The organism is Streptomyces deserti (assembly GCF_054782695.1).
In genome coordinates this window covers 418852-436722 of record NZ_BAAGRZ010000001.1, presented here as the reverse complement: position 1 = coordinate 436722, position 17871 = coordinate 418852, and the positions used below count along the sequence as shown (strand labels likewise).

Genomic DNA, 17871 nt, shown 5'->3' with positions numbered 1-17871 from the left:
GGGCATGCTGTTCCGCACGACAGCGAGGCGAGGGGATAGATGAGCGCGACGTTCGGCGGCCGGAACGGCCTGCAGGGCAAACTCTCCCAGTGGCTGCGGGGACGCCGCCCGAAGGAGGCCGCCGCCGGTGACGGTGGCCGTGATGCCCTGCTGCTCGCCGCCGCCGCCGCGGGCCTGCCCCTCGCGCCCGCCGCCCACCCGGCCGGCTACCGGTGCTCCTGCGACCGCGTCGGCTGTCCCACCCCGGCCCGGCACCCGGTGTCGTTCGCCTGGCAGACGCAGTCCACCACCGACCGCGCCCAGATCGAACGCTGGGCCCGCCACCAGCCGCATGCCAACTTCATCACCGCGACCGGCATGGTGCACGACGTCCTCGACGTGCCCCTGGAGGCCGGTCGCGCGGCGTTGGAACGCCTGCTCGCCGCCGGTATCGAGGTCGGTCCCGTCGCCGAGAGCGACGACGGCCGCATGCTGTTCTTCACCCTCACCCGCGGCACCCCCGAGGACGAGGACGAGTGGTGGCCGTGCGAGCTGGACTGCCACCCGGAGACCATGGACGAGCACCCCGGCCTGCGCTGGCACTGCCGTGGCTCCTACGTCCTCGTACCGCCCGCCCGGCTGCCCGGCGAGGACCAGACCGTGCACTGGGTACGCGGCCCCGAGCACCAACTGCCGGACCCGCTGAGCCTGCTGGAGGTCCTCACCGACTCCTGCGCCCGGTACGCGGGCGAGGAGCCCGACCACGCGGGCACGGCCTGGCCCCTGCGTCACTGAACCCCCGCCGGGCCTACTCTCCCCGCGCCGACGTCAGTCCCTGGATCCGCCCCAGGATCGACACCTTCCCGCCGCCCTTCCTCGGGGTCAGGGCGACCTCGTTGGAGACGAACTCCATCGTCAGCGACTGCTTGATCTCGCCCTTCGTCAGCGCCAGCACGTCCTTGTTGGGCGTGGGCACCGAGGTCCCGGGCGCGGCCGTCTGCTTCTCGTAGTGCCGTGTGGTGAAGAACACCAGGGCTCCGCCGTCCTTCGTGCGCACCGCCAGCGGCGCGTAGGCGCCGTTCGTCAGCGGCTCGTCGATGTACTGCGTGGCCAGGCCCGGCCTGGTGGCCTTCTCGCGCAGCTGCCGCCACCCGCTGGTGTGCGAGCCCGCCGCGAAGGTGTCCCCGCCGTCCTTGAGATACGTCGCGTAGTCCTGGCTCAGATCGCCCGGCGGGACGGCCAGTTCGGTGGAGTTCGCGGGGACCGCCTCGGCCCAGCCGTCCTGGTCCGTCTTGAACTGCGGTACGTCGTCGGGGGCCACCAGGGTCAGGTACGCCACCTGCCAGGTCTCGTCCAGGCCGCCCCGGGTGAACACCAGCAGCCAGCGCGCCTGGCCGCCCTTGTTGCCCGCCGCGTCCGCGACGAACCAGCGTGGCCAGCCCGCCTTCTTGGGGATCGTGAACCTGGCGTCCGTCAGCTTCAGCGGCGTGTGGTTGGGGTTGCCGCCCGGGTTGTTGGCCTTCCCGGCCTTCAGCCGGGCCCCGTCGATGTCGGCGAGGGCGCCGGTGGTGTGGTCGGCGTCCAGGGAACCGTCGTACGCCTTGTCGGCCTTGTTGTACGCGGTCGTGAACTGCTGGAGCGCCCGCGCGGCCTCGGCACGTGTGGTGGCCGGGAGGACTTCCCGCTCCCCGTGCACCACCACGCATCCGCTCGCCGTCAACGACAAAGCGGTCACCGAGGCCGCTATGAGGGCGCTCCGGTCAAGCCTGCGGAGCCTTCGAGGGCCGCGATCCCTGCTCATCGGGTTCCTTCACCTTCCCCTTTCCGGAGGCGAACCCTACCGGGGCGGGAATACGGGCGAGTGCCGGGTTCCCGTTCCGCGCCCGCACCGTGATCCCCGGGCGGTGGAGGCGGTGCGGCGCTGCACCCCGCAAGTGCGGCGGCCACACCGTGATCTGAAGCACTGTCAGCTGCCCGGAGGGCACCGGTCGCGGCGCGGGTTCACCGCGAGTGCCCCCGTCCGCGGATGCGGAAGAACCTCCACGTCACGAGGCGGCCGCCACCCTCACCCGGCCCCTGCCCGGCGACCGGGCGGCCTGGGGCGACCCGGCCGCCCGCGCGATGCTTCAATGCCCCCGTGACTGACTATGACGTGCTGCGCGTCTTCTGCGGCCCCGGCGGCGGATACGGCAACGAACTCGGCGTCGTGCGCGACGGCTCCCAGCTGCCCGACCCCGCGGAGCGGCAGGCGTTCGCCGCGAAGCTCGGTTTCAGCGAGACCGTGTTCGTCGACGACCCCGAGCGCGGGGTCGTCGACATCTACACGCCGACCCTGCGCCTGCCCTTCGCCGGGTACCCCTGCGTCGGCGCGGCCTGGCTGCTCGACGTGCCCGAGCTCGTCACGCCCGCCGGGGTGGTGGGGGCCCGGCAGGACGGCGAATTCTGCTGGATCGAGGCCCGCGCGGAGTGGGTGCCGCCGCGCACGCTGCGCCAGTACGCCACCGCCGCCGAGGTCGACGACCTGCCCGTGCCGCCGCCGGGGGAGTGGGTCTACGCCTGGGCCTGGGAGGACGAGGCGGCAGGGCGGGTCCGCGCCCGGGCCTTCCCCGGCCGCGACGACGGCATCGAGGAGGACGAGGCGACCGGCGCGGCGGCCCTGCTGCTGACCGACCGGCTGGGCCGGGCCCTGAACATCACCCAGGGCGCGGGCTCCCAGATCCTCACGGCACCGCAGCCGCACGGGTGGACCGAGATCGGGGGACGGGTGCACCTGGAGCGCTGACCCCGGGTGCGCTCACGCCGACAGCGGGAACTCCTCACCCAGCGCCCGGAAGACCGCCGTGTTCAGCGCGAAGGCCCGCTTGCACTCGGCCACGATCCGCTGCTTCTCCAGCTCGTCCGCCGGGACCGCGTCCAGCAGCTCCCGGTAGCCGCGCTTGAACGCGGCCGGGTTCGGGATCTCCTCGAAGACGTAGAAGCGCACCCCGTCGCCCTTCTTGGCGAAACCCCACGTGCGCTCGGCCCTGTCACGGATGATCTGGCCGCCGGAGAGGTCGCCGAGGTAGCGCGTGTAGTGGTGGGCGATGTAGCCGGCCGGCCAGCCTCGGGCGCACTCCTCGATCCGCGCGGCGTACGCCCGGGTGGCGGGCAGCGCGGTCAGCGTGGACCGCCAGCCCGGGCCGCGCAGGTGCGCCAGGTCCCGTTCCAGGGCGGCCAGGCGGAACAGCTCCGGCCGGACGAACGGCCCCGCCACCGGATCCGACGCCAGCCGTGCCGCACCGGACTCCAGCGCCTCGTACACGAACCACAACTGCTCGGTGTAGCGCGCGTACGCGTCCACCCCCAGCCGGCCGCCCAGCAGATCGCTCATGAACGTCGAGTTCTCCGCCTCCACGTGCTGCTCGTGCGAGGCGGTGCGGATGAGGGTGGAGAAGGAGTCCATTTGCCCATCTTCCGAGGTTAGGCTTACCTAAGTCAATGCGTTGCCGACAGTCTGTCGGTAAAACCGTACCCCGGGATCGGACGAAGGGCGCGCGTGAAGAGGCCCGCCCTCCGAAGAGAGCGGGCCATGGAGGCGGGTGTGCGGGTGTCCGGCGCTACGGCAGCGTGAGGATCTCCGCGCCCGTGTCCGTCACCACCAGCGTGTGCTCGAACTGGGCCGTGCGCTTGCGGTCCTTCGTCACGACCGTCCAGCCGTCGTCCCACATGTCGTACTCGTGCGTCCCGAGCGTCAGCATCGGCTCGATCGTGAACGTCATCCCGGGCTGCATGACCGTCGTCGCGTGCGGGCTGTCGTAGTGCGGGATGATCAGGCCCGAGTGGAACGCCGTGCTGATGCCGTGCCCGGTGAAGTCCCTGACGACCCCGTACCCGAAGCGCTTGGCGTACGACTCGATGACCCGGCCGATGACGTTGATCTGCCGGCCCGGCTTGACCGCCTTGATGGCGCGGTTCAGGGCCTCCCGGGTCCGCTCCACCAGCAGTCGGCTCTCCTCGTCCACGTCGCCCACCAGGTACGTGGCGTTGTTGTCGCCGTGCACCCCGCCGATGTACGCCGTGACGTCCAGGTTGACGATGTCGCCGTCGCGCAGCACCGTCGAGTCCGGGATGCCGTGGCAGATGACCTCGTTGACCGAGGTGCACAGCGACTTGGGGTAGCCGCGGTAGCCGAGCGTCGACGGGTAGGCGCCGTGGTCGCACAGGAACTCGTGGGCCACCCGGTCCAGCTCGTCGGTCGTCACGCCCGGCGCGATGTGTTTCGCCGCCTCGGCCAACGCCTGGGCGGCGATCCGCCCGGCGACACGCATCGCCTCGACGGTCTCCGGGGTCTGCACCTCCGGGCCCGTGTACGGCGCCGGGGCGGGCTTGCCGACGTACTCGGGGCGGCGGATGTTTCCGGGTACGGAACGGGTGGGAGACAGCTCCCCTGGTACGAGCAGCGACTGGCCAGACATGCCAGCGAGTCTAAGACAGCCGCCATGGGGGACCATGTCCGTGGCGAAAGGAGCCGGTCATGCCCCTGTTCAAGAAGCGGACGGTCGGGAAGCCGGGCGAGTGGTACTACTGCCTGGAGCACAGGAAGGTCGAGGAGGGGCCGGACTGTCCCGGCAAGGACCGCTTCGGGCCCTACACCAGCCGCGCGGAGGCCGAACACGCGATGGAGACGGCCCGCGAGCGCAACCTCCAGTGGGAGAACGACCCCCGGTGGCACGACGCCCCGGCGGCCGGCCGGGACGAGGACTGAGCGCGCCGGTGTCGTCCTGAGCGGTCTGAGAGTCGCCTGCGAGTCTGAGGGGCGGCGGTGCGGCTGCGCGCTGTTCACGCAGCCGCGCCGCGTGCTCGTTCGTCCGCACGTCGTACGTCACGTCGTATGTCACCTCGTACGTCACCTCGTACGTCACCTCGTACGTCACGTCGTACGTCTCGGCCTCCGTCCGGTGCGACCGCCGCCGAGCCGGCTCACCAACGGGCGGGCGGCGGTGCCGTCAGTGACTCCGCCAGCCGGGCCAACCGGTCCCGGAACCGCCGCCGGCCCCTCGCGGAGCCCGGCACCGCGTTCTCCCCGGCGGCCGCGCTCACCAGGTGCTGCACCGTGTCGAGGTCCAGCTCGGAACCGTCCGGCACGGCCAGCGTCTCGTGGGCCATCGCCGGCAGCTCCCCCTCGCCGGGCCCCAGCGCCAGCACCCTCGCCCCGGCCCGCCGGGCGTCGTACACCCGCTCCAGCAGCCCGGCACCGGGCCCCTCAGGCGCCACCATCAGCAGCGTCTCGCCCCGCCGTGCCGCCGTCAGCCGCCCCGGGCCGACCGCCAGGTGCGGCGGATCCGAGGGGCACGCGTCATGCCGTACCAGGGTCGGGGCCAGCTCCGGCGTCCCGGACCACGCGGCCTCGTCCACCAGGTGCGCCGCCAGATGCCACGGCTCGTACTCCTCCGTGCCGACGAGCAGCAGCCCGCCCCCGTGCGAGACCACCGACCCGCGCAGCACCCCCGCGAACCGCCGCGTGGCCCCCAACCACTCGGTCCCGGCGAGCACTTCCCGCAGCAGCGCGACCCGTACCGCATCCATGTGACCGCATCCTGCTCCGAGCGCTCATTCGTGACGTGGAGTTCACCACGCATTCGCCCGAGTTGGGCATGGGGACGGATCACCCGTACCACTGTCGAACACCCGGAGGAGTCCGTCGATGGCAGGTGCCGTGGAGACCAGCGTGCCGTTCCGTGCCGGCCGCGAGGGATACGCCAGCTTCCGCATCCCGGCCGTCGTCTGCACGGCCGACGGCACCCTGCTCGCCTTCTGCGAGGGCCGGGTCGGCTCCCGCGACGACTTCGGCAACATCGACATCGTGCTGAAACGCTCCACGGACGGCGGCCGCACCTGGGGCCCGCTCCAGGTCGCCGCGAAGAACGGCGACGACCTCGCCGGCAACCCGGCCCCCGTCGTCCTCGACACCGGCCGCGTCCTGCTCGTCCACGTCCGCAACGCGGCCCTCGCCACCGAGGACGCCATCCGGCGCGGCAAGGTGAGCGCCGAGGACGGGCGCCGCGTCTGGATCCAGCACAGCGACGACGACGGCCTCACCTGGTCGGCTCCGAGGGAGATCACCCGGCAGACCAAGAGGCACGAGTGGCGCTGGTACGCCACCACCCCCGGCCACGCGATCCAGCTGGGCACCGGCCGCGTCGTCGTCCCCGCCAACCACTCCCTGCCGCCCACCGGCACGGACAACGGCACGGAGGGGAAGTACAACGGCGGCCACTGCCTGCTCAGCGACGACCGGGGCGAGACCTGGCGCCTCGGCTACGTCGACGACAACACCGACGGCTACATCAACGTCAACGAGACCACCGCCGCCGAACTCCCCGACGGCCGCGTCTACTTCAACACCCGCAACGACTCCCCGTCGCCCGGCACCCGCGCCGACGCGTACTCCCGGGACGGCGGACAGACCCTGGTGAAGCCCTTCCGGCCGCAGGCCGGACTCGTGGCGCCCGTCTGCGAGGCGAGCGTCCTGCAGCTCCGCGACCCCGACGTGCTGCTGTACTCCGGCCCAGCCGACCCCGGCTTCCGCGCCCTGATGACGATCCGCGCCTCCACCGACGGCGGCACCACCTGGCGCCCGGCGCACACCGTGGACGGCCTGCCCGCCGCCTACTCCGACCTGGTCCGGATCGACGCCGACACCGTCGGACTCCTGTACGAGACCGGCGACTTCAGCGCCTACGAGACGATCGGCTTCCGCCGGGTGCCCGTGACGGAGCTCACCTGAGGCCGGGGGCGCGGGGGAGGACGGCAGCGGACGTAAAGTCGGGCCATGACCTCTACCGACAGTGCACAGCAGCCCGCCGAGACCCCGGCGAAGGCCCCCGCCAAGGACCCCTGGGACCTGCCCGACGTCTCCGGGCTCGTCGTCGGCGTGCTCGGCGGGACCGGCCCGCAGGGCAAGGGCCTCGCCTACCGGCTCGCCCGGGCCGGCCAGAAGGTGATCATCGGCTCGCGGGCCGCGGAGCGCGCCCAGGCCGCCGCCGAGGAACTCGGCCACGGCATCGAGGGCGCCGACAACGCCGAGTGCGCGCGCCGCAGCGACATCGTGATCGTCGCCGTGCCGTGGGAGGGCCACGGCAAGACCCTCGAATCCCTGCGCGAGGAACTGGCGGGCAAGCTCGTCGTCGACTGCGTCAACCCGCTCGGCTTCGACAAGAAGGGCGCCTACGCCCTCAAGCCGGAGGAGGGCAGCGCCGCCGAGCAGGCCGCGGCCCTGCTCCCCGACTCGCGGGTGACGGCCGCCTTCCACCACCTGTCGGCGGTGCTGCTGCAGGACCCGCGGATCGAGGAGATCGACACCGACGTGATGGTGCTGGGCGAGGTGCGCGCCGACGTGGAGATCGTGCAGGCGCTGGCGGGCCGCATCCCCGGCATGCGCGGCATCTTCGCCGGGCGGCTGCGCAACGCCCACCAGGTGGAGTCGCTGGTCGCGAACCTGATCTCCGTCAACCGCCGCTACAAGGCACACGCGGGGCTCCGTATCACCGACGTGTGAGCCCACGCCGTCCCTGGGCAGTCCATGGGGGACACTGGTGACCGCAAGCTTGTCCAGCAGCGTCCAGCAGTGTCCCCGACAGGAGCCGACCGAAATGCCCCGCCTCGCCCTCTATGCCCTGATCGTCTGCGTCCTCTCCGTGGCCGCGGCCGTGGTCTCCTTCGTGCAGGGCAGCTGGCTGGGGATCGTCTGGGTGCTGCTGGCCGGACTGTCGTCCAACATGACCTGGTACTACGTCAAGCGCGCCAAGGTGGACAAGTCGGTCACGAGCTGACCGAGCAGAACTCGTTCGTGCCCTGCCAGAAGCGGTACAGATCCTGACCGCAGTAGGTTTCGAAGTCGGAGATGCTCAGGGCCTTCAGCACCGTGTCGACCATGTCGAAGAACGCGCTGTTCACCGACGGCACCCACAGCAGCGCGAACACGAACAGCAGGCCGAACGGGGCGAACGGCTCCACCTGCCGCCGGATGCCGTACGACAGCCAGGGCTCGATGACGCCGTAGCCGTCCAGGCCCGGTACCGGCAGGAAGTTCAGGATCGCGGCCGTCACCTGGAGCAGGGCGAGGAACGCCAGCGCGAACCGGAAGTCGGCGGGCACGCCGTCCAGCGCGTCCAGCCAGAACGGGGCGGTGCACACCACGGCGAACAGGACGTTCGTCAGCGGGCCCGCGGCCGAGATGAGACTGTGCCGCCACCGACCGGGGATCGAGCCGCGCTCGATGAAGACGGCACCGCCGGGAAGCCCGATCCCACCCATGATCACGAAGATGACCGGGAGCACGATGCTCAGCAGCGCGTGCGTGTACTTCAGCGGGTTCAGTGTGAGATAGCCCTTCGTGCCGACCGAGATGTCACCGCTGTGCAGGGCGGTACGCGCGTGGGCGTACTCGTGCAGGCACAGGGAGACGATCCAGGCGGCCGTCACGAAGAAGAACACGGCCACACCGGGCTGCGCGGCGAAGCCGGTCCAGGTGGCCCATCCCGTGACCGCCGCGATGGCCAGGATCCCGAGGAAGACAGGACTGACCCGCCGGTCGCTGTGGCGGGTGGTGGCGGTGGTCATCGGGCTCCCTGGACTCTCGTGCAAGCGGTGTGCCGTGCGGATGGGACATGCGGATCGGACGTGCGGATCGGACGTGCGGATGGGATGTGCGGAGCAGATGTGCGGATCGGCCATGTGGGCGACTGCCCGACCGTACCGGGCGCAGGGGGAAAACGTCTCGCGCGGGGCTGCCGGTTCCGGAGAGGGTGGGCACATGGGGCTCTGGCGGCTCGGGGGAGGCGGGCGCGGGCGGTACTCCGCCGGCGCCGGTCCGCGTGACCCGCCCCGGCCGCAGCCGCCCCCGGCCACGCAGCTCCGCCCCTCGGGCCGCAGCCGCCCCCGGCCGCGCAGCTCGCCCCTCGACCGAGCCCACCAGAGACAATGGACCCCGTGCGTTACCGCATCCTCGGCACCACCCAGGCCCTCCGCCCCGACGGCACCGTCGTCCCGGTCGGCGGAGCGCGGCTGCGCGCCCTGCTGACCGTGCTGGCCCTGCGGGCCGGCCGGACCGTACCCGTGCGCCTTCTCGTCGACGAGGTGTGGGACGGGAACCCGCCCGCCGACGCGCCCGGCGCGCTGCAGGCGCTGGTCGGCCGGCTGCGCCGGGCTCTCGGCGCCGCCACGGTCGCCTCCGCCGAGGGCGGCTACCGCCTCACCGCCGCCCCCGACGACATCGACCTGCACCGTTTCGAGCGGCTGGCCGGTGAGGGCCTGCGCGCGCTGTCCGACGGCGACGCCGCCAAGGCGGCCGTCGTCCTCGACGACGCCCTCGCCCTGTGGCACGGCCCCGCCCTCGCCGACCTCCCCGACCGCACCGCCGAGGCGGCCCGCTGGGAGACCCGCCGCCTGGACGTGCTGCGCGCCCGCCACACCGCAGCCCTCGCCCTCGGCCACGCCGAACGGTCCCTGCCCGAGCTGACGTCCCTGTGCGACAGCCACCCCCTGGACGAACGCCTCCAGGCCCTCCGGCTGCGTGCCCTGCGCGACGCGGGCCGCACCGCCGAGGCGCTGGCCGCGTACGAGGACGTACGACGCCTGCTGGCGGACCGCCTGGGTACGGACCCGGGCCCGGAACTGCGGGCCCTGCACGCGCGGTTACTGAATCCCGCGGAACCCGGTGCCCCCGAGCCGTCCGGCGCCGGCCACCTCCCGCCCACCGGCGACGCCGCGGAATCAGCCGGCCCGGGCTCGCCCGAACCCCCCACGGCACCCACGACCGACCCCACGCCACCTCCCGCCCCCGGCAACCTCCGCGCCCGCCTCACCTCCTTCGTCGGCCGGGAGGCCGACATCGAGGCCATCCGGGGTGACCTCGGGTCGGCCCGGCTGGTGACCCTGTCCGGGCCCGGCGGGGCCGGGAAGACGCGGCTGTCGCAGGAGGCCGCCGAGACCGTGCGGCACGCGACGCCGGACGGCGTGTGGCTGGCCGAGCTCGCACCGGTCGACGACCCCGGCGCCGTACCGGAGGCCGTGCTCACCGCCCTCGGCGCCCGCGAGACCGTGCTGTACGGCGCCGGCGCCGAGAGCATCCGGGCCGCCGTCGCCGAGCGGCACGACGACCCCGTCGAGCGTCTCGTCGCGCACTGCGGCAGGCGCCGCATGCTGCTGATCCTCGACAACTGCGAGCACGTCGTCGACGCGGCGGCCCGGCTCGTCGACGAATTGCTGGCGCGCTGCCCGGGCCTGACCGTGCTCGCCACCAGCCGGGCACCCCTCGGCGTACCGGGAGAGGTGCTGCGGCCGGTGGAGCCGCTGCCCGAGCCGGTCGCGCTGCGGCTGCTCGCCGACCGGGGGGCCGCCGCCCGGCCCGGTTTCCGGGTCGACGCCGACGAGGAGACCGCGGCGGCCTGCGCCGAGATCTGCCGGCGCCTGGACGGCCTGCCCCTGGCCATCGAACTCGCCGCCGCCCGGCTCCGTATCCTGACGCCCCGGCAGATCGCCGACCGGCTCGACGACCGCTTCCGCCTCCTCACCTCCGGCAGCCGCACCGTCCTGCCCCGCCAGCAGACCCTGCGGGCCGTCGTCGATTGGTCCTGGGACCTGCTCGACGAGGACGAACGGGACGTGCTGCGGCGGCTGTCGGTCTTCGCGGGCGGCTGCGACCTCGCCGCCGCCGAGGCCGTGTGCGGCCCGGTCGCCCTGGAGGCGCTCGCCTCGCTCGTCGACAAGTCCCTGGTGACGGCCACCCCGTCCGGTGACCACGAGATGCGCTACCGGCTGCTGGAGACCGTCGCCGAGTACGCGGGCGCGCGCCTCGACGAGTCGGGGCGGCGCGACGAGACGGAGCGCGCGCATCTGACGTACTACCGCGAACTCGCCCGCACCACCGAACCGTTGCTGCGCGGCCCCGGCCAGCTCGCCGCCATCGAACGGCTGGAGCGGGAGTACGAGAACCTGCGCACGGCCCTGCGTCACGCCGTCGCCCGGCGCGACGAGCAGGAGGCACTGTGTCTGGTGCTGTCGCTGGCCTGGTACTGGCAGATGCGCGACCTGCGCATCGAGGCCCGTACCTGGTGCCGCGAGGTCATGAACCTCGGGCCCGACCCGTTCACCGAGCCGGTCCGCCACGCCGCCCCGGTGTGGGAGCGGTGCACGTCCGCGCCGCCCCCGATGACCGGCGAGGTCCTGTGGGAGGCCCGGCGCGGTGTCCATCTGACCCATCTCGCCTGCATGGACACCGAGTTGGATGCCTGGCAGACCCCGCAGGCGGAGCGGAAGCTGCGGATCATCACCCAGGTCTACGAGCCCGGGCTTCCGCAGGCGTGCCGTTTCCCCGGCATCTTCTGGTTCTTCGCCGTGATGCTCACCGGCGACTTGGACAGGCTGCGCACCGTCGTCGACGCGACCATCCGCACCTGCCGGGAGACACCCGGGTACGAGTGGGAGCTGGCCGACGGACTCCAGCTGCGCGCCAACTTCCTCGCCAACCGCCCCGACTGGGCGGGCGACGCGGCCCGCGACGCCGACGAGTCGCTGGAGATCTACCAGCGTCTCGGCGACGCGTGGGGCACCGCCGAGGCGCTCGCCGCGCGCGGCGAGGCGTACGAGCGCCGGGGCGAGTACCTGCCGGCCGCCGCCGACTACCAGGCGGCGATCGAGCACGCCGAACGCCTCGGCGCCCGGGTCCAGGCGGCCGTCCTCGGCGCCCGCCTGGGCAGCGCGCTGCTGGAGGTGGGCGACGACGAGCGCGGTGAGCGGCTGCTGCGCGACGTGATCGCCCGGCACGAGGGCACGCACAACCAGGCCCTGCCCGCCGCGCGCCTCTTCCTGGCCGGCTGGCTCGGCATGACCGGCCGGACCGCCGAGGCGCGCGAGCATCTGCGGCTGCTGCGCGAGGAGTTCCACATCGCCCACTTCGTCGTCTTCGACGCGTTCATCCTCGGCACGGAGGCCTGGCTGGACACGGCCGACGGCCATCACGAGGAGGCCCTGGACAAGGCCCGCAAGGCGCTGAAGCGGGCCGCCGATCCCCTGGCCGAGGCCATCGCACCGAACATGCGCTCCGCGTACCTCACCGTCGCCGCCGCGGCCCTGGCCGGTCTCGACGGCGGACAGCGCGCCCGCGACGCCGCCCACTGCCTCGGCACCGCCGACGCGCTGCTGCCGCCCGGCCATGTCGCCCCACGACAGGAACGCGCGGTACGCGACCAGGCCGTGCGACGGATCCGGGAGGTGCTCGGCGACGAGGCGTTCGAGGCGGCGTACGCGCACGGCGGCGGCCTCTCCGCGGAGGAGGCCACCGCCCTGCTCTGACGCGCGCCGGCGAACCGCCGCGGCCGGTCACTCCTTCGTACGGAACTCCCGGTTCTCCATGCGGGACTTCAGCCCTTCGTGCGGACCTTCAGCTCTTCCTGCGGAACTTCAGCTCTTCGTGCGGAACTTGTGGATGGCGACCGGCGCCATCACCGCCGTGATGGCCACCGACCAGCCCAGCGTCACCCACAGGTCGTGCGCGACCGGGCCGCCCACCATCAGCCCGCGCGCGGCGTCCGCGAGCGAGGACAGCGGGTTGTAGTCGGTGAAGTTCTGCAGCCAGCCAGGCATCGACTGCGTCGGAGCGAAGATCGACGAGCCGAACTGCAGGGGCATCAGCACCAGAAAGCCCATCGCCTGCACGGACTGCGCGTTCTTCATGACCACACCGAGGGTCAGGAACACCCACATCAGGGCCGTACCGAACACCGCGGCGAGGCCCACGGAGGCCAGCAGACCGGCCCAGTTCGTGATGTCGAAGCCCACGAGGACGCCCACGACCAGCAGGATCGCCGTCGCTATGAGCATCCGGAACAGCTCCACGGCGATCTTCGCGAACAGCACCGAGCCGCGGCCGATCGGCAGGGACCGGAAGCGGTCCATGACACCGGTGTTGAAGTCCTGGTTGAAACCGGTGCCCACCCCCATGGCCATGTTCATGCCCAACATGGCCATCAACCCGGGCACGACGTACTGCACGTACGCCTCCTGCCCGCCGCCCAGCGCCTGCCCGATGGACCCGCCGAAGACGTACACGAACAGCAGCGTGAACACCACGGGGAACAGCACGGCGTCGAACATCGACTCCGGGTCCTGCCGGATCCACAGCAGGTTGCGGCGGACCAGCGCGCCGGTGTGCCGCAGATGGGCGCGCGGGGAGATCCGGGCGTCGGCAGGGGCGGTGGTGACGGCGCTCATACGGCGACCTCCTCGCGGGCGTCGGTGGGTACGGCGTCCTGCGGGGCACTGGCGCGGTGGCCGGTGAGGGACAGGAACACCTCGTCCAGGCTGGGCAGTTCGGTGGTGATGGCGGCCAGCGTGATGCCCCGCGCGGTGACCGCGCCGACCACCGCGGTCAGCTGCTCGTCGCTGAGGATCGGCACCAGGACGGCGCCGCGCTCGGCGTCCACGGTGGAGGTGGCGAGTCCGGTGATGCCCAGCTCGTCGAGGGCGGCGGCGAGCGGCCGCAGCTGCGCCGGGTCGGCCGGGCGGATCCGCAGCGTCCGTCCCCCGACCTTCGCCTTGAGCTCCTCGATGCCGCCGCCGGCGATGACCTTGCCGCGGTCGACGACCGTCAGCTCGGAGGCGAGCTGCTCGGCCTCCTCCATGTACTGCGTGGTCAGCAGCACGGTCACGCCGTCCCCGACCATCCGCTTGACCTCGTCCCACACCTCGTTGCGGGTACGGGGGTCCAGTCCCGTGGTGGGCTCGTCGAGGTACAGCACGACCGGCCGGCCGATCATCGAGGCGGCCAGGTCGAGCCGCCGCCGCATACCGCCGGAGTACGTGCCCGCCGGCCGCTTGGCGGCCTCGGTCAGCGAGAACCGCTCCAGCAACGCGTCGGCCCGGGCCCGCGCCTCCTTGCGGGACAGGTCGAGCAGCCGCCCGATCAGGTAGAGGTTCTCCCAGCCCGGGAGCTTCTCGTCCACGGAGGCGTACTGCCCGGTCAGCCCGATCACCCGCCGCAGCTGCCGAGGCTGCCGTACCACGTCGTACCCGGCGACGACGGCCTGCCCGGCGTCCGGGGCCAGGAGGGTGGACAGGATCCGTACGAGGGTGGTCTTCCCGGCCCCGTTCGGCCCGAGCACCCCCATCACGGTGCCCTCCCGCACCTCCAGGTCGACCCCGTCCAGCGCCTTGGTCTCGCCGTAGTGCTTGACCAGCCCCCGCACGGTCACGGCGGAGCCGCCGGGGTTCTTGTCGATTCGCGTCATGCCCACGACGGTGTCAGCCGCCACCGACAAACCACCGACACGTCACCGACAGCGTTCCGCCGTACCGCGGAACAGAGCAGCCCCGCCGACGGGGGAAGATCGGCGGGGCTGTCTGTGGTACCGCAGTGGCTCAGTGCACGGAGTGCTCCTCCTGCGGGAACGTTCCACCGACCACATCCTCGGCGAACGCCTTCACCGCGTCACCCATGACCGCGCGCAGATCGGCGTACTGCTTCACGAACTTCGGCACGCGGCCACCGGTCAGTCCCAGCATGTCCGTCCACACCAGCACCTGCGCGTCCGTATCCGCCCCGGCCCCGATCCCGACCGTCGGGATGTGCAGGGTCCGCGTCACCTCGGCCGCCAGCTCCGCCGGCACCAGCTCCAGGACGACCGCGAACGCACCGGCGTCCTGAACGGCCTTGGCGTCCCGCAGCAGCTGCTGCGCCGCCTCCTCGCCGCGCCCCTGCACGCGGTAGCCCATGGCGTGCACGGACTGCGGGGTCAGCCCGATGTGCGCCATCACCGGGATCCCGGACTCCACCAGCAGCTCGATCTGCCGGTGCGAGCGCTCGCCGCCCTCCAGCTTGACGGCGCCGACCCCGGCCTCCTTCACCAGCCGGGTCGCCGAGCGCAGCGCCTGCACCGGCCCCTCCTGGTACGAGCCGAAGGGCAGGTCGCCGACGATCAGGGAGCGCCTGGTGCCGCGTACCACCGCGGCGGACAGCATGGTCATCTCGTCGAGTGTGACGGGCACGGTGGTGTCGTACCCGAGATGGCAGTTGCCCGCCGAGTCGCCGACCAGGATCACCGGGATCCCGGCCTCGTCGAAGACGGACGCGGTCATCGCGTCGTACGCGGTGAGCATGGGCCACTTCTCGCCGCGCTCCTTGGCGGCGGCGATGTCGCGAACGGTGATGCGGCGGGTGCCCTTGCCCCCGTACAGCGCCTTGCTGCCGTCGGGGGACTGGTGCTGCGCGGTCTGCGCGTGGTGGCGGGCAGCCGAGAGCTGCGTCATTGCAACGGCTCCTAACACGTCATCTCGAGGCGCCCTGACGGCGTCCCCGGACCACCTCTCATGGTGGCACCTCGTGCCATCGACGGCTAGAGGACCCCCGTCACGTCCGGACAGCGCGTAAGAGCGGGGTAAGAGTTCTCCGATACGGAACGGTCTCGTATCGTAAATCGCCTAGTCTGGGCGCCATGACATCTCCCGTCGACCCTGCCAGTCACGGTCCCCGGATACCGGAAGCCGTGCACCGGCGCCGCTGGGCGATCCTCGGCGTCCTGATGCTGAGCCTGCTGATCGTGGTGCTGGACAACTCGATCCTGAACGTCGCCATCAAGACGATCTCGACCCCCGCCCCGACCGGCCTGGGCGCCACCCAGAGCGAGCTGGAGTGGGCGATCAACGCCTACACCCTCGTCTTCGCGGGCCTGCTGTTCAGCGCCGGTCTCCTCGGCGACCGGCTGGGCCGCAAGAAGGTGCTGCTCGGCGGGCTGACCGTGTTCGGCATCGGCTCCGCGCTGGCCGCGTTCTCCGGCTCGCCGGGCGAGCTGATCACCTTCCGCGCGGTCATGGGTCTCGGCGCCGCGTTCGTCATGCCGGCCACCCTCGCCGTCCTCATGAACGTCTTCGAGCGTGCGGAGCAGCCCAAGGCCATCGGCATCTGGGCGGGCGGTGTGGGCCTGGCCATCGCCATCGGCCCGATCACCGGCGGCCTGCTGCTGGACCACTTCTGGTGGGGCTCGGTCTTCCTGGTCAACGTGCCGATCGTGCTGCTCGCGCTCGCGCTGATGCTGTGGCTGGTGCCCGACTCCCGCGACCCGAGCCCCGGGCGGATCGACCCCGCCGGCGTCGTGCTGTCCGTCGTCGGCCTGGTCCTGCTCGTCTACGGCATCATCAAGGGCGGCGAACTCGCCGACTTCACCGACGTGACCGTGCTGTCGACGATCGGCGCCGGACTGGCCGTCCTGGTCCTCTTCGTCCGGCACGAGAAGCGCAGCGACCACCCGTCCATCGACGTCGCGTACTTCAAGAACAAGGTCTTCTCGGCCGCGATCGCCGCCATCGCGCTGGTCTTCTTCGCGCTGATGGGCGTGACCTTCTTCTCGGTCTTCTACACCCAGAGCGTGCGCGGCTACTCCCCGCTCCAGACCGGCCTGCTGATGCTGCCGCTGGCCGCCGCTCAGATGATCTTCGCGCCGCGTGCCCGGCTGCTCGTCGACCGCTTCGGCAACAAGGTCACCACCACGGCCGGCATGCTCGTCATCGCCGCGACGCTGGCCGCGTTCGCCACGCTGGAGGCGGACACGCCCATCTGGATCCTCGAGGTGATCTTCTTCCTCATGGGCACCGGCATGGCGCACATCATGACGCCGGTCAGCGTCGTCATCATGCAGGCCCTGCCCCGCGAGAAGGCAGGCTCCGCCTCCGCGCTCAGCAACACCTTCCGGCAGGTCGGCGGCGCCCTCGGCATCGCCGTCCTCGGCTCGGTGCTGTCCACCGCGTACCGCACGGGCATCCAGGACAGGCTGGGCGCGCTGCCGGCCGGCGCCCGCCACACCGCGGGCGAGTCCATCGAGGCCACCCTGGGCGTCGCCGCGAAACTCGGCCCGCAGGGCAGGGGCCTCGTCGCCCCGGCTTACGACGCCTTCCTGCACGCCATGCACGTCACCGCCCTGTGGGGCGCGGGCGTGGCCGTGATCGGCGCGATCGTGGTGGCCCTGTTCCTGCCGGGGAAGCAGCCGGCGCCCCACGACAGCGAGGAGGAGGCACAGTTGGTCGCGGCGGACTAGGAGGATCTGTTCCGCCCCACCGGGAACCGCCCCGACCGGGACCCCCCGATCGGGAAGCACCCCGACCGGGAACCGCCCCGACCGGGAACCGCCCCGACCGGGAAGCACCCCACCGGGAACCACCCCGGCCCACCGAAAGGACGCAGCGACGTGAGCCTCGCCGACAGCCACCCCCGGCAGGACACCCCCGCACGGGGCCGTCCCCGCAGCGAGGCCGTGGAGCACGCCATCATCGAGGGCGTCATGCGGCTCCTGGAGGAGGGCGTGCCCCTCGCCGAGCTCTCCATCGAGCGCATCGCCCGCACCGCCGGCGTCGGCAAGGCCACCATCTACCGCCGCTGGAGCGGCAAGGAGGAGCTCTTCGTCGACGTCCTGCGCGCCTCCGAGCCCCCCGACCCGGAACTCCCCGGCACCTCGGCGCGCGACGACCTCGTCGTCCTGCTGGAGGCGCTGCGCCGACGCGGGCTTGCCGCCCGCTCGTCGGCGATCCTGTACAACGTCCGCGCCCAGATGAAGAGCAGCCCCAGGATCTGGACCGCGTACCACAAGACCGTCGTCGCCCCGCGCCGCCGAGCCGGTCTTGAGGTCCTGCGCCGCGGCCAGCGCGACGGCGAACTGCGCACGGACGTCGACGTGGAACTGCTGTACGACATCGTCGTCGGCCCCCTGCTGGTCCGCGCCGTCCTGCACCCGGACGCCGACCTCCCGGAAGGACTCGCCGAACAGGTGGTCGACACACTGCTCGAAGGACTACGGCCCGTCAGCTCACCGCCCGTCAGTTCACCGCCACGGCAGCCCTAGTGTGCGCGTTTCGTCACAGAGCGCG

Annotated in this window: 17 protein-coding genes and 1 pseudogene; 9 read left to right on the top strand and 9 right to left on the bottom strand. The window is 72.3% G+C overall.

All coding sequences use genetic code 11. From position 1 onward, the window contains the following. The first annotated feature begins 39 nt into the window (after window positions 1-39). Window positions 40-774 (top strand): bifunctional DNA primase/polymerase, encoded by a 735-nt coding sequence (locus ACYVMZ_RS02000; protein ID WP_461074745.1) that lies wholly within the window; start codon window positions 40-42, stop codon window positions 772-774. 13 nt (window positions 775-787) lie between these two features. Here ACYVMZ_RS02000 and ACYVMZ_RS01995 read toward each other — a convergent pair whose 3' ends face one another. Beyond that, the gene (locus tag ACYVMZ_RS01995) at window positions 788-1780 is read right to left on the bottom strand and encodes a hypothetical protein (RefSeq protein WP_461074743.1); all 993 of its coding nucleotides are present in this window, start codon (window positions 1778-1780) and stop codon (window positions 788-790) included. Continuing rightward, a pseudogene (locus ACYVMZ_RS01990) lies at window positions 1740-1946 on the bottom strand (hypothetical protein); the annotation flags it as partial. The pseudogene ACYVMZ_RS01990 and the gene ACYVMZ_RS01995, both read right to left, overlap by 41 nt. Window positions 1947-2116: 170 nt before the next feature. Here ACYVMZ_RS01990 and ACYVMZ_RS01985 point away from each other — a divergent pair. Then, window positions 2117-2761: a PhzF family phenazine biosynthesis protein gene (locus ACYVMZ_RS01985; RefSeq protein ID WP_461074741.1), complete on the top strand. Its 645-nt coding sequence runs from the start codon at window positions 2117-2119 to the stop codon at window positions 2759-2761. Window positions 2762-2773: 12 nt separating this feature from the next. Here the strand turns inward: ACYVMZ_RS01985 and ACYVMZ_RS01980 are convergent, their stop codons facing one another. Together ACYVMZ_RS01980 and map are read right to left on the bottom strand one after the other, a co-directional pair. Beyond that, window positions 2774-3421, bottom strand: a complete 648-nt coding sequence (locus ACYVMZ_RS01980; protein ID WP_461074739.1) for a biliverdin-producing heme oxygenase — start codon at window positions 3419-3421, stop codon at window positions 2774-2776. Between the two features lie 154 nt (window positions 3422-3575). After that, on the bottom strand, window positions 3576-4433 hold the full coding sequence (map, locus tag ACYVMZ_RS01975) for a type I methionyl aminopeptidase (protein ID WP_461074737.1): 858 nt from the start codon (window positions 4431-4433) through the stop codon (window positions 3576-3578). Window positions 4434-4492: 59 nt separating this feature from the next. Here map and ACYVMZ_RS01970 point away from each other — a divergent pair, with 59 nt between their 5' ends. Beyond that, complete coding sequence (locus ACYVMZ_RS01970; protein WP_461074735.1) at window positions 4493-4723, top strand: hypothetical protein; 231 nt, start codon at window positions 4493-4495, stop codon at window positions 4721-4723. A 215-nt stretch (window positions 4724-4938) separates the two neighbouring features. On the opposite strand, the gene ACYVMZ_RS01965 is transcribed toward ACYVMZ_RS01970, so the two are convergent. Next, complete coding sequence (locus ACYVMZ_RS01965; protein WP_461074733.1) at window positions 4939-5544, bottom strand: hypothetical protein; 606 nt, start codon at window positions 5542-5544, stop codon at window positions 4939-4941. 118 nt (window positions 5545-5662) lie between these two features. Between ACYVMZ_RS01965 and ACYVMZ_RS01960 the strand changes: the two genes are divergently transcribed. The 3 genes from ACYVMZ_RS01960 (at window position 5663) to ACYVMZ_RS01950 (ending at window position 7790) form a co-directional block, all read left to right on the top strand. Continuing rightward, window positions 5663-6745 carry a sialidase family protein gene (locus ACYVMZ_RS01960; protein WP_461074731.1) on the top strand — a complete coding sequence of 361 codons (1083 nt, stop codon included), beginning with the start codon at window positions 5663-5665 and terminating at the stop codon, window positions 6743-6745. A 45-nt stretch (window positions 6746-6790) separates the two neighbouring features. Further along, window positions 6791-7516: an NADPH-dependent F420 reductase gene (gene npdG / locus ACYVMZ_RS01955; protein WP_461074729.1), complete on the top strand. Its 726-nt coding sequence runs from the start codon at window positions 6791-6793 to the stop codon at window positions 7514-7516. 94 nt (window positions 7517-7610) lie between these two features. Then, a complete protein-coding gene (locus tag ACYVMZ_RS01950; protein ID WP_461074727.1) occupies window positions 7611-7790 on the top strand; it encodes a hypothetical protein in 180 nt (59 codons plus the stop codon). On the opposite strand, the gene ACYVMZ_RS01945 is transcribed toward ACYVMZ_RS01950, so the two are convergent. After that, on the bottom strand, window positions 7780-8580 hold the full coding sequence (locus tag ACYVMZ_RS01945; RefSeq protein ID WP_461074725.1) for a site-2 protease family protein: 801 nt from the start codon (window positions 8578-8580) through the stop codon (window positions 7780-7782). The two genes, ACYVMZ_RS01950 and ACYVMZ_RS01945, sit on opposite strands and share 11 nt — an antisense overlap. Window positions 8581-8940: 360 nt before the next feature. Here ACYVMZ_RS01945 and ACYVMZ_RS01940 point away from each other — a divergent pair, with 360 nt between their 5' ends. Beyond that, a complete protein-coding gene (locus ACYVMZ_RS01940) occupies window positions 8941-12312 on the top strand; it encodes an AfsR/SARP family transcriptional regulator (protein WP_461074723.1) in 3372 nt (1123 codons plus the stop codon). Between the two features lie 108 nt (window positions 12313-12420). On the opposite strand, the gene ACYVMZ_RS01935 is transcribed toward ACYVMZ_RS01940, so the two are convergent. From ACYVMZ_RS01935 to panB, 3 genes are all read right to left on the bottom strand, one after another. After that, window positions 12421-13230: an ABC transporter permease gene (locus ACYVMZ_RS01935; RefSeq protein WP_461074721.1), complete on the bottom strand. Its 810-nt coding sequence runs from the start codon at window positions 13228-13230 to the stop codon at window positions 12421-12423. Then, entirely contained in the window at window positions 13227-14246 is a 1020-nt protein-coding gene (locus ACYVMZ_RS01930) for an ATP-binding cassette domain-containing protein (protein ID WP_461074719.1), read from the bottom strand. The genes ACYVMZ_RS01935 and ACYVMZ_RS01930 overlap by 4 nt, the downstream gene beginning before the upstream one ends. A 130-nt stretch (window positions 14247-14376) precedes the next feature. Further along, the gene (panB, locus tag ACYVMZ_RS01925) at window positions 14377-15264 is read right to left on the bottom strand and encodes a 3-methyl-2-oxobutanoate hydroxymethyltransferase (protein WP_461074717.1); all 888 of its coding nucleotides are present in this window, start codon (window positions 15262-15264) and stop codon (window positions 14377-14379) included. A 185-nt stretch (window positions 15265-15449) separates the two neighbouring features. Here panB and ACYVMZ_RS01920 point away from each other — a divergent pair, with 185 nt between their 5' ends. Beyond that, window positions 15450-17045, top strand: a complete 1596-nt coding sequence (locus ACYVMZ_RS01920; protein ID WP_461074715.1) for an MFS transporter — start codon at window positions 15450-15452, stop codon at window positions 17043-17045. Between the two features lie 150 nt (window positions 17046-17195). Then, the gene (locus ACYVMZ_RS01915) at window positions 17196-17846 is read left to right on the top strand and encodes a TetR/AcrR family transcriptional regulator (RefSeq protein WP_461074713.1); all 651 of its coding nucleotides are present in this window, start codon (window positions 17196-17198) and stop codon (window positions 17844-17846) included. Window positions 17847-17871 lie beyond the last annotated feature (25 nt).

Excerpts from the sequence above, each read along its gene's own strand:
- ACYVMZ_RS01920 (WP_461074715.1), top strand. The coding sequence starts at position 15,450 with ATGACATCTCCCGTCGACCCTGCCAGTCACGGTCCCCGGATACCGGAA.
- panB (WP_461074717.1), bottom strand. The coding sequence starts at position 15,264 with ATGACGCAGCTCTCGGCTGCCCGCCACCACGCGCAGACCGCGCAGCAC.
- ACYVMZ_RS01970 (WP_461074735.1), top strand. The coding sequence starts at position 4,493 with ATGCCCCTGTTCAAGAAGCGGACGGTCGGGAAGCCGGGCGAGTGGTAC.
- ACYVMZ_RS01980 (WP_461074739.1), bottom strand. The coding sequence starts at position 3,421 with ATGGACTCCTTCTCCACCCTCATCCGCACCGCCTCGCACGAGCAGCAC.
- ACYVMZ_RS01930 (WP_461074719.1), bottom strand. The coding sequence starts at position 14,246 with ATGACGCGAATCGACAAGAACCCCGGCGGCTCCGCCGTGACCGTGCGG.
- ACYVMZ_RS01945 (WP_461074725.1), bottom strand. The coding sequence starts at position 8,580 with ATGACCACCGCCACCACCCGCCACAGCGACCGGCGGGTCAGTCCTGTC.
- ACYVMZ_RS01940 (WP_461074723.1), top strand. The coding sequence starts at position 8,941 with ATGGACCCCGTGCGTTACCGCATCCTCGGCACCACCCAGGCCCTCCGC.
- npdG (WP_461074729.1), top strand. The coding sequence starts at position 6,791 with ATGACCTCTACCGACAGTGCACAGCAGCCCGCCGAGACCCCGGCGAAG.
- ACYVMZ_RS01995 (WP_461074743.1), bottom strand. The coding sequence starts at position 1,780 with ATGAGCAGGGATCGCGGCCCTCGAAGGCTCCGCAGGCTTGACCGGAGC.
- ACYVMZ_RS01935 (WP_461074721.1), bottom strand. The coding sequence starts at position 13,230 with ATGAGCGCCGTCACCACCGCCCCTGCCGACGCCCGGATCTCCCCGCGC.
- ACYVMZ_RS02000 (WP_461074745.1), top strand. The coding sequence starts at position 40 with ATGAGCGCGACGTTCGGCGGCCGGAACGGCCTGCAGGGCAAACTCTCC.
- ACYVMZ_RS01965 (WP_461074733.1), bottom strand. The coding sequence starts at position 5,544 with ATGGATGCGGTACGGGTCGCGCTGCTGCGGGAAGTGCTCGCCGGGACC.
- ACYVMZ_RS01960 (WP_461074731.1), top strand. The coding sequence starts at position 5,663 with ATGGCAGGTGCCGTGGAGACCAGCGTGCCGTTCCGTGCCGGCCGCGAG.
- ACYVMZ_RS01950 (WP_461074727.1), top strand. The coding sequence starts at position 7,611 with ATGCCCCGCCTCGCCCTCTATGCCCTGATCGTCTGCGTCCTCTCCGTG.
- map (WP_461074737.1), bottom strand. The coding sequence starts at position 4,433 with ATGTCTGGCCAGTCGCTGCTCGTACCAGGGGAGCTGTCTCCCACCCGT.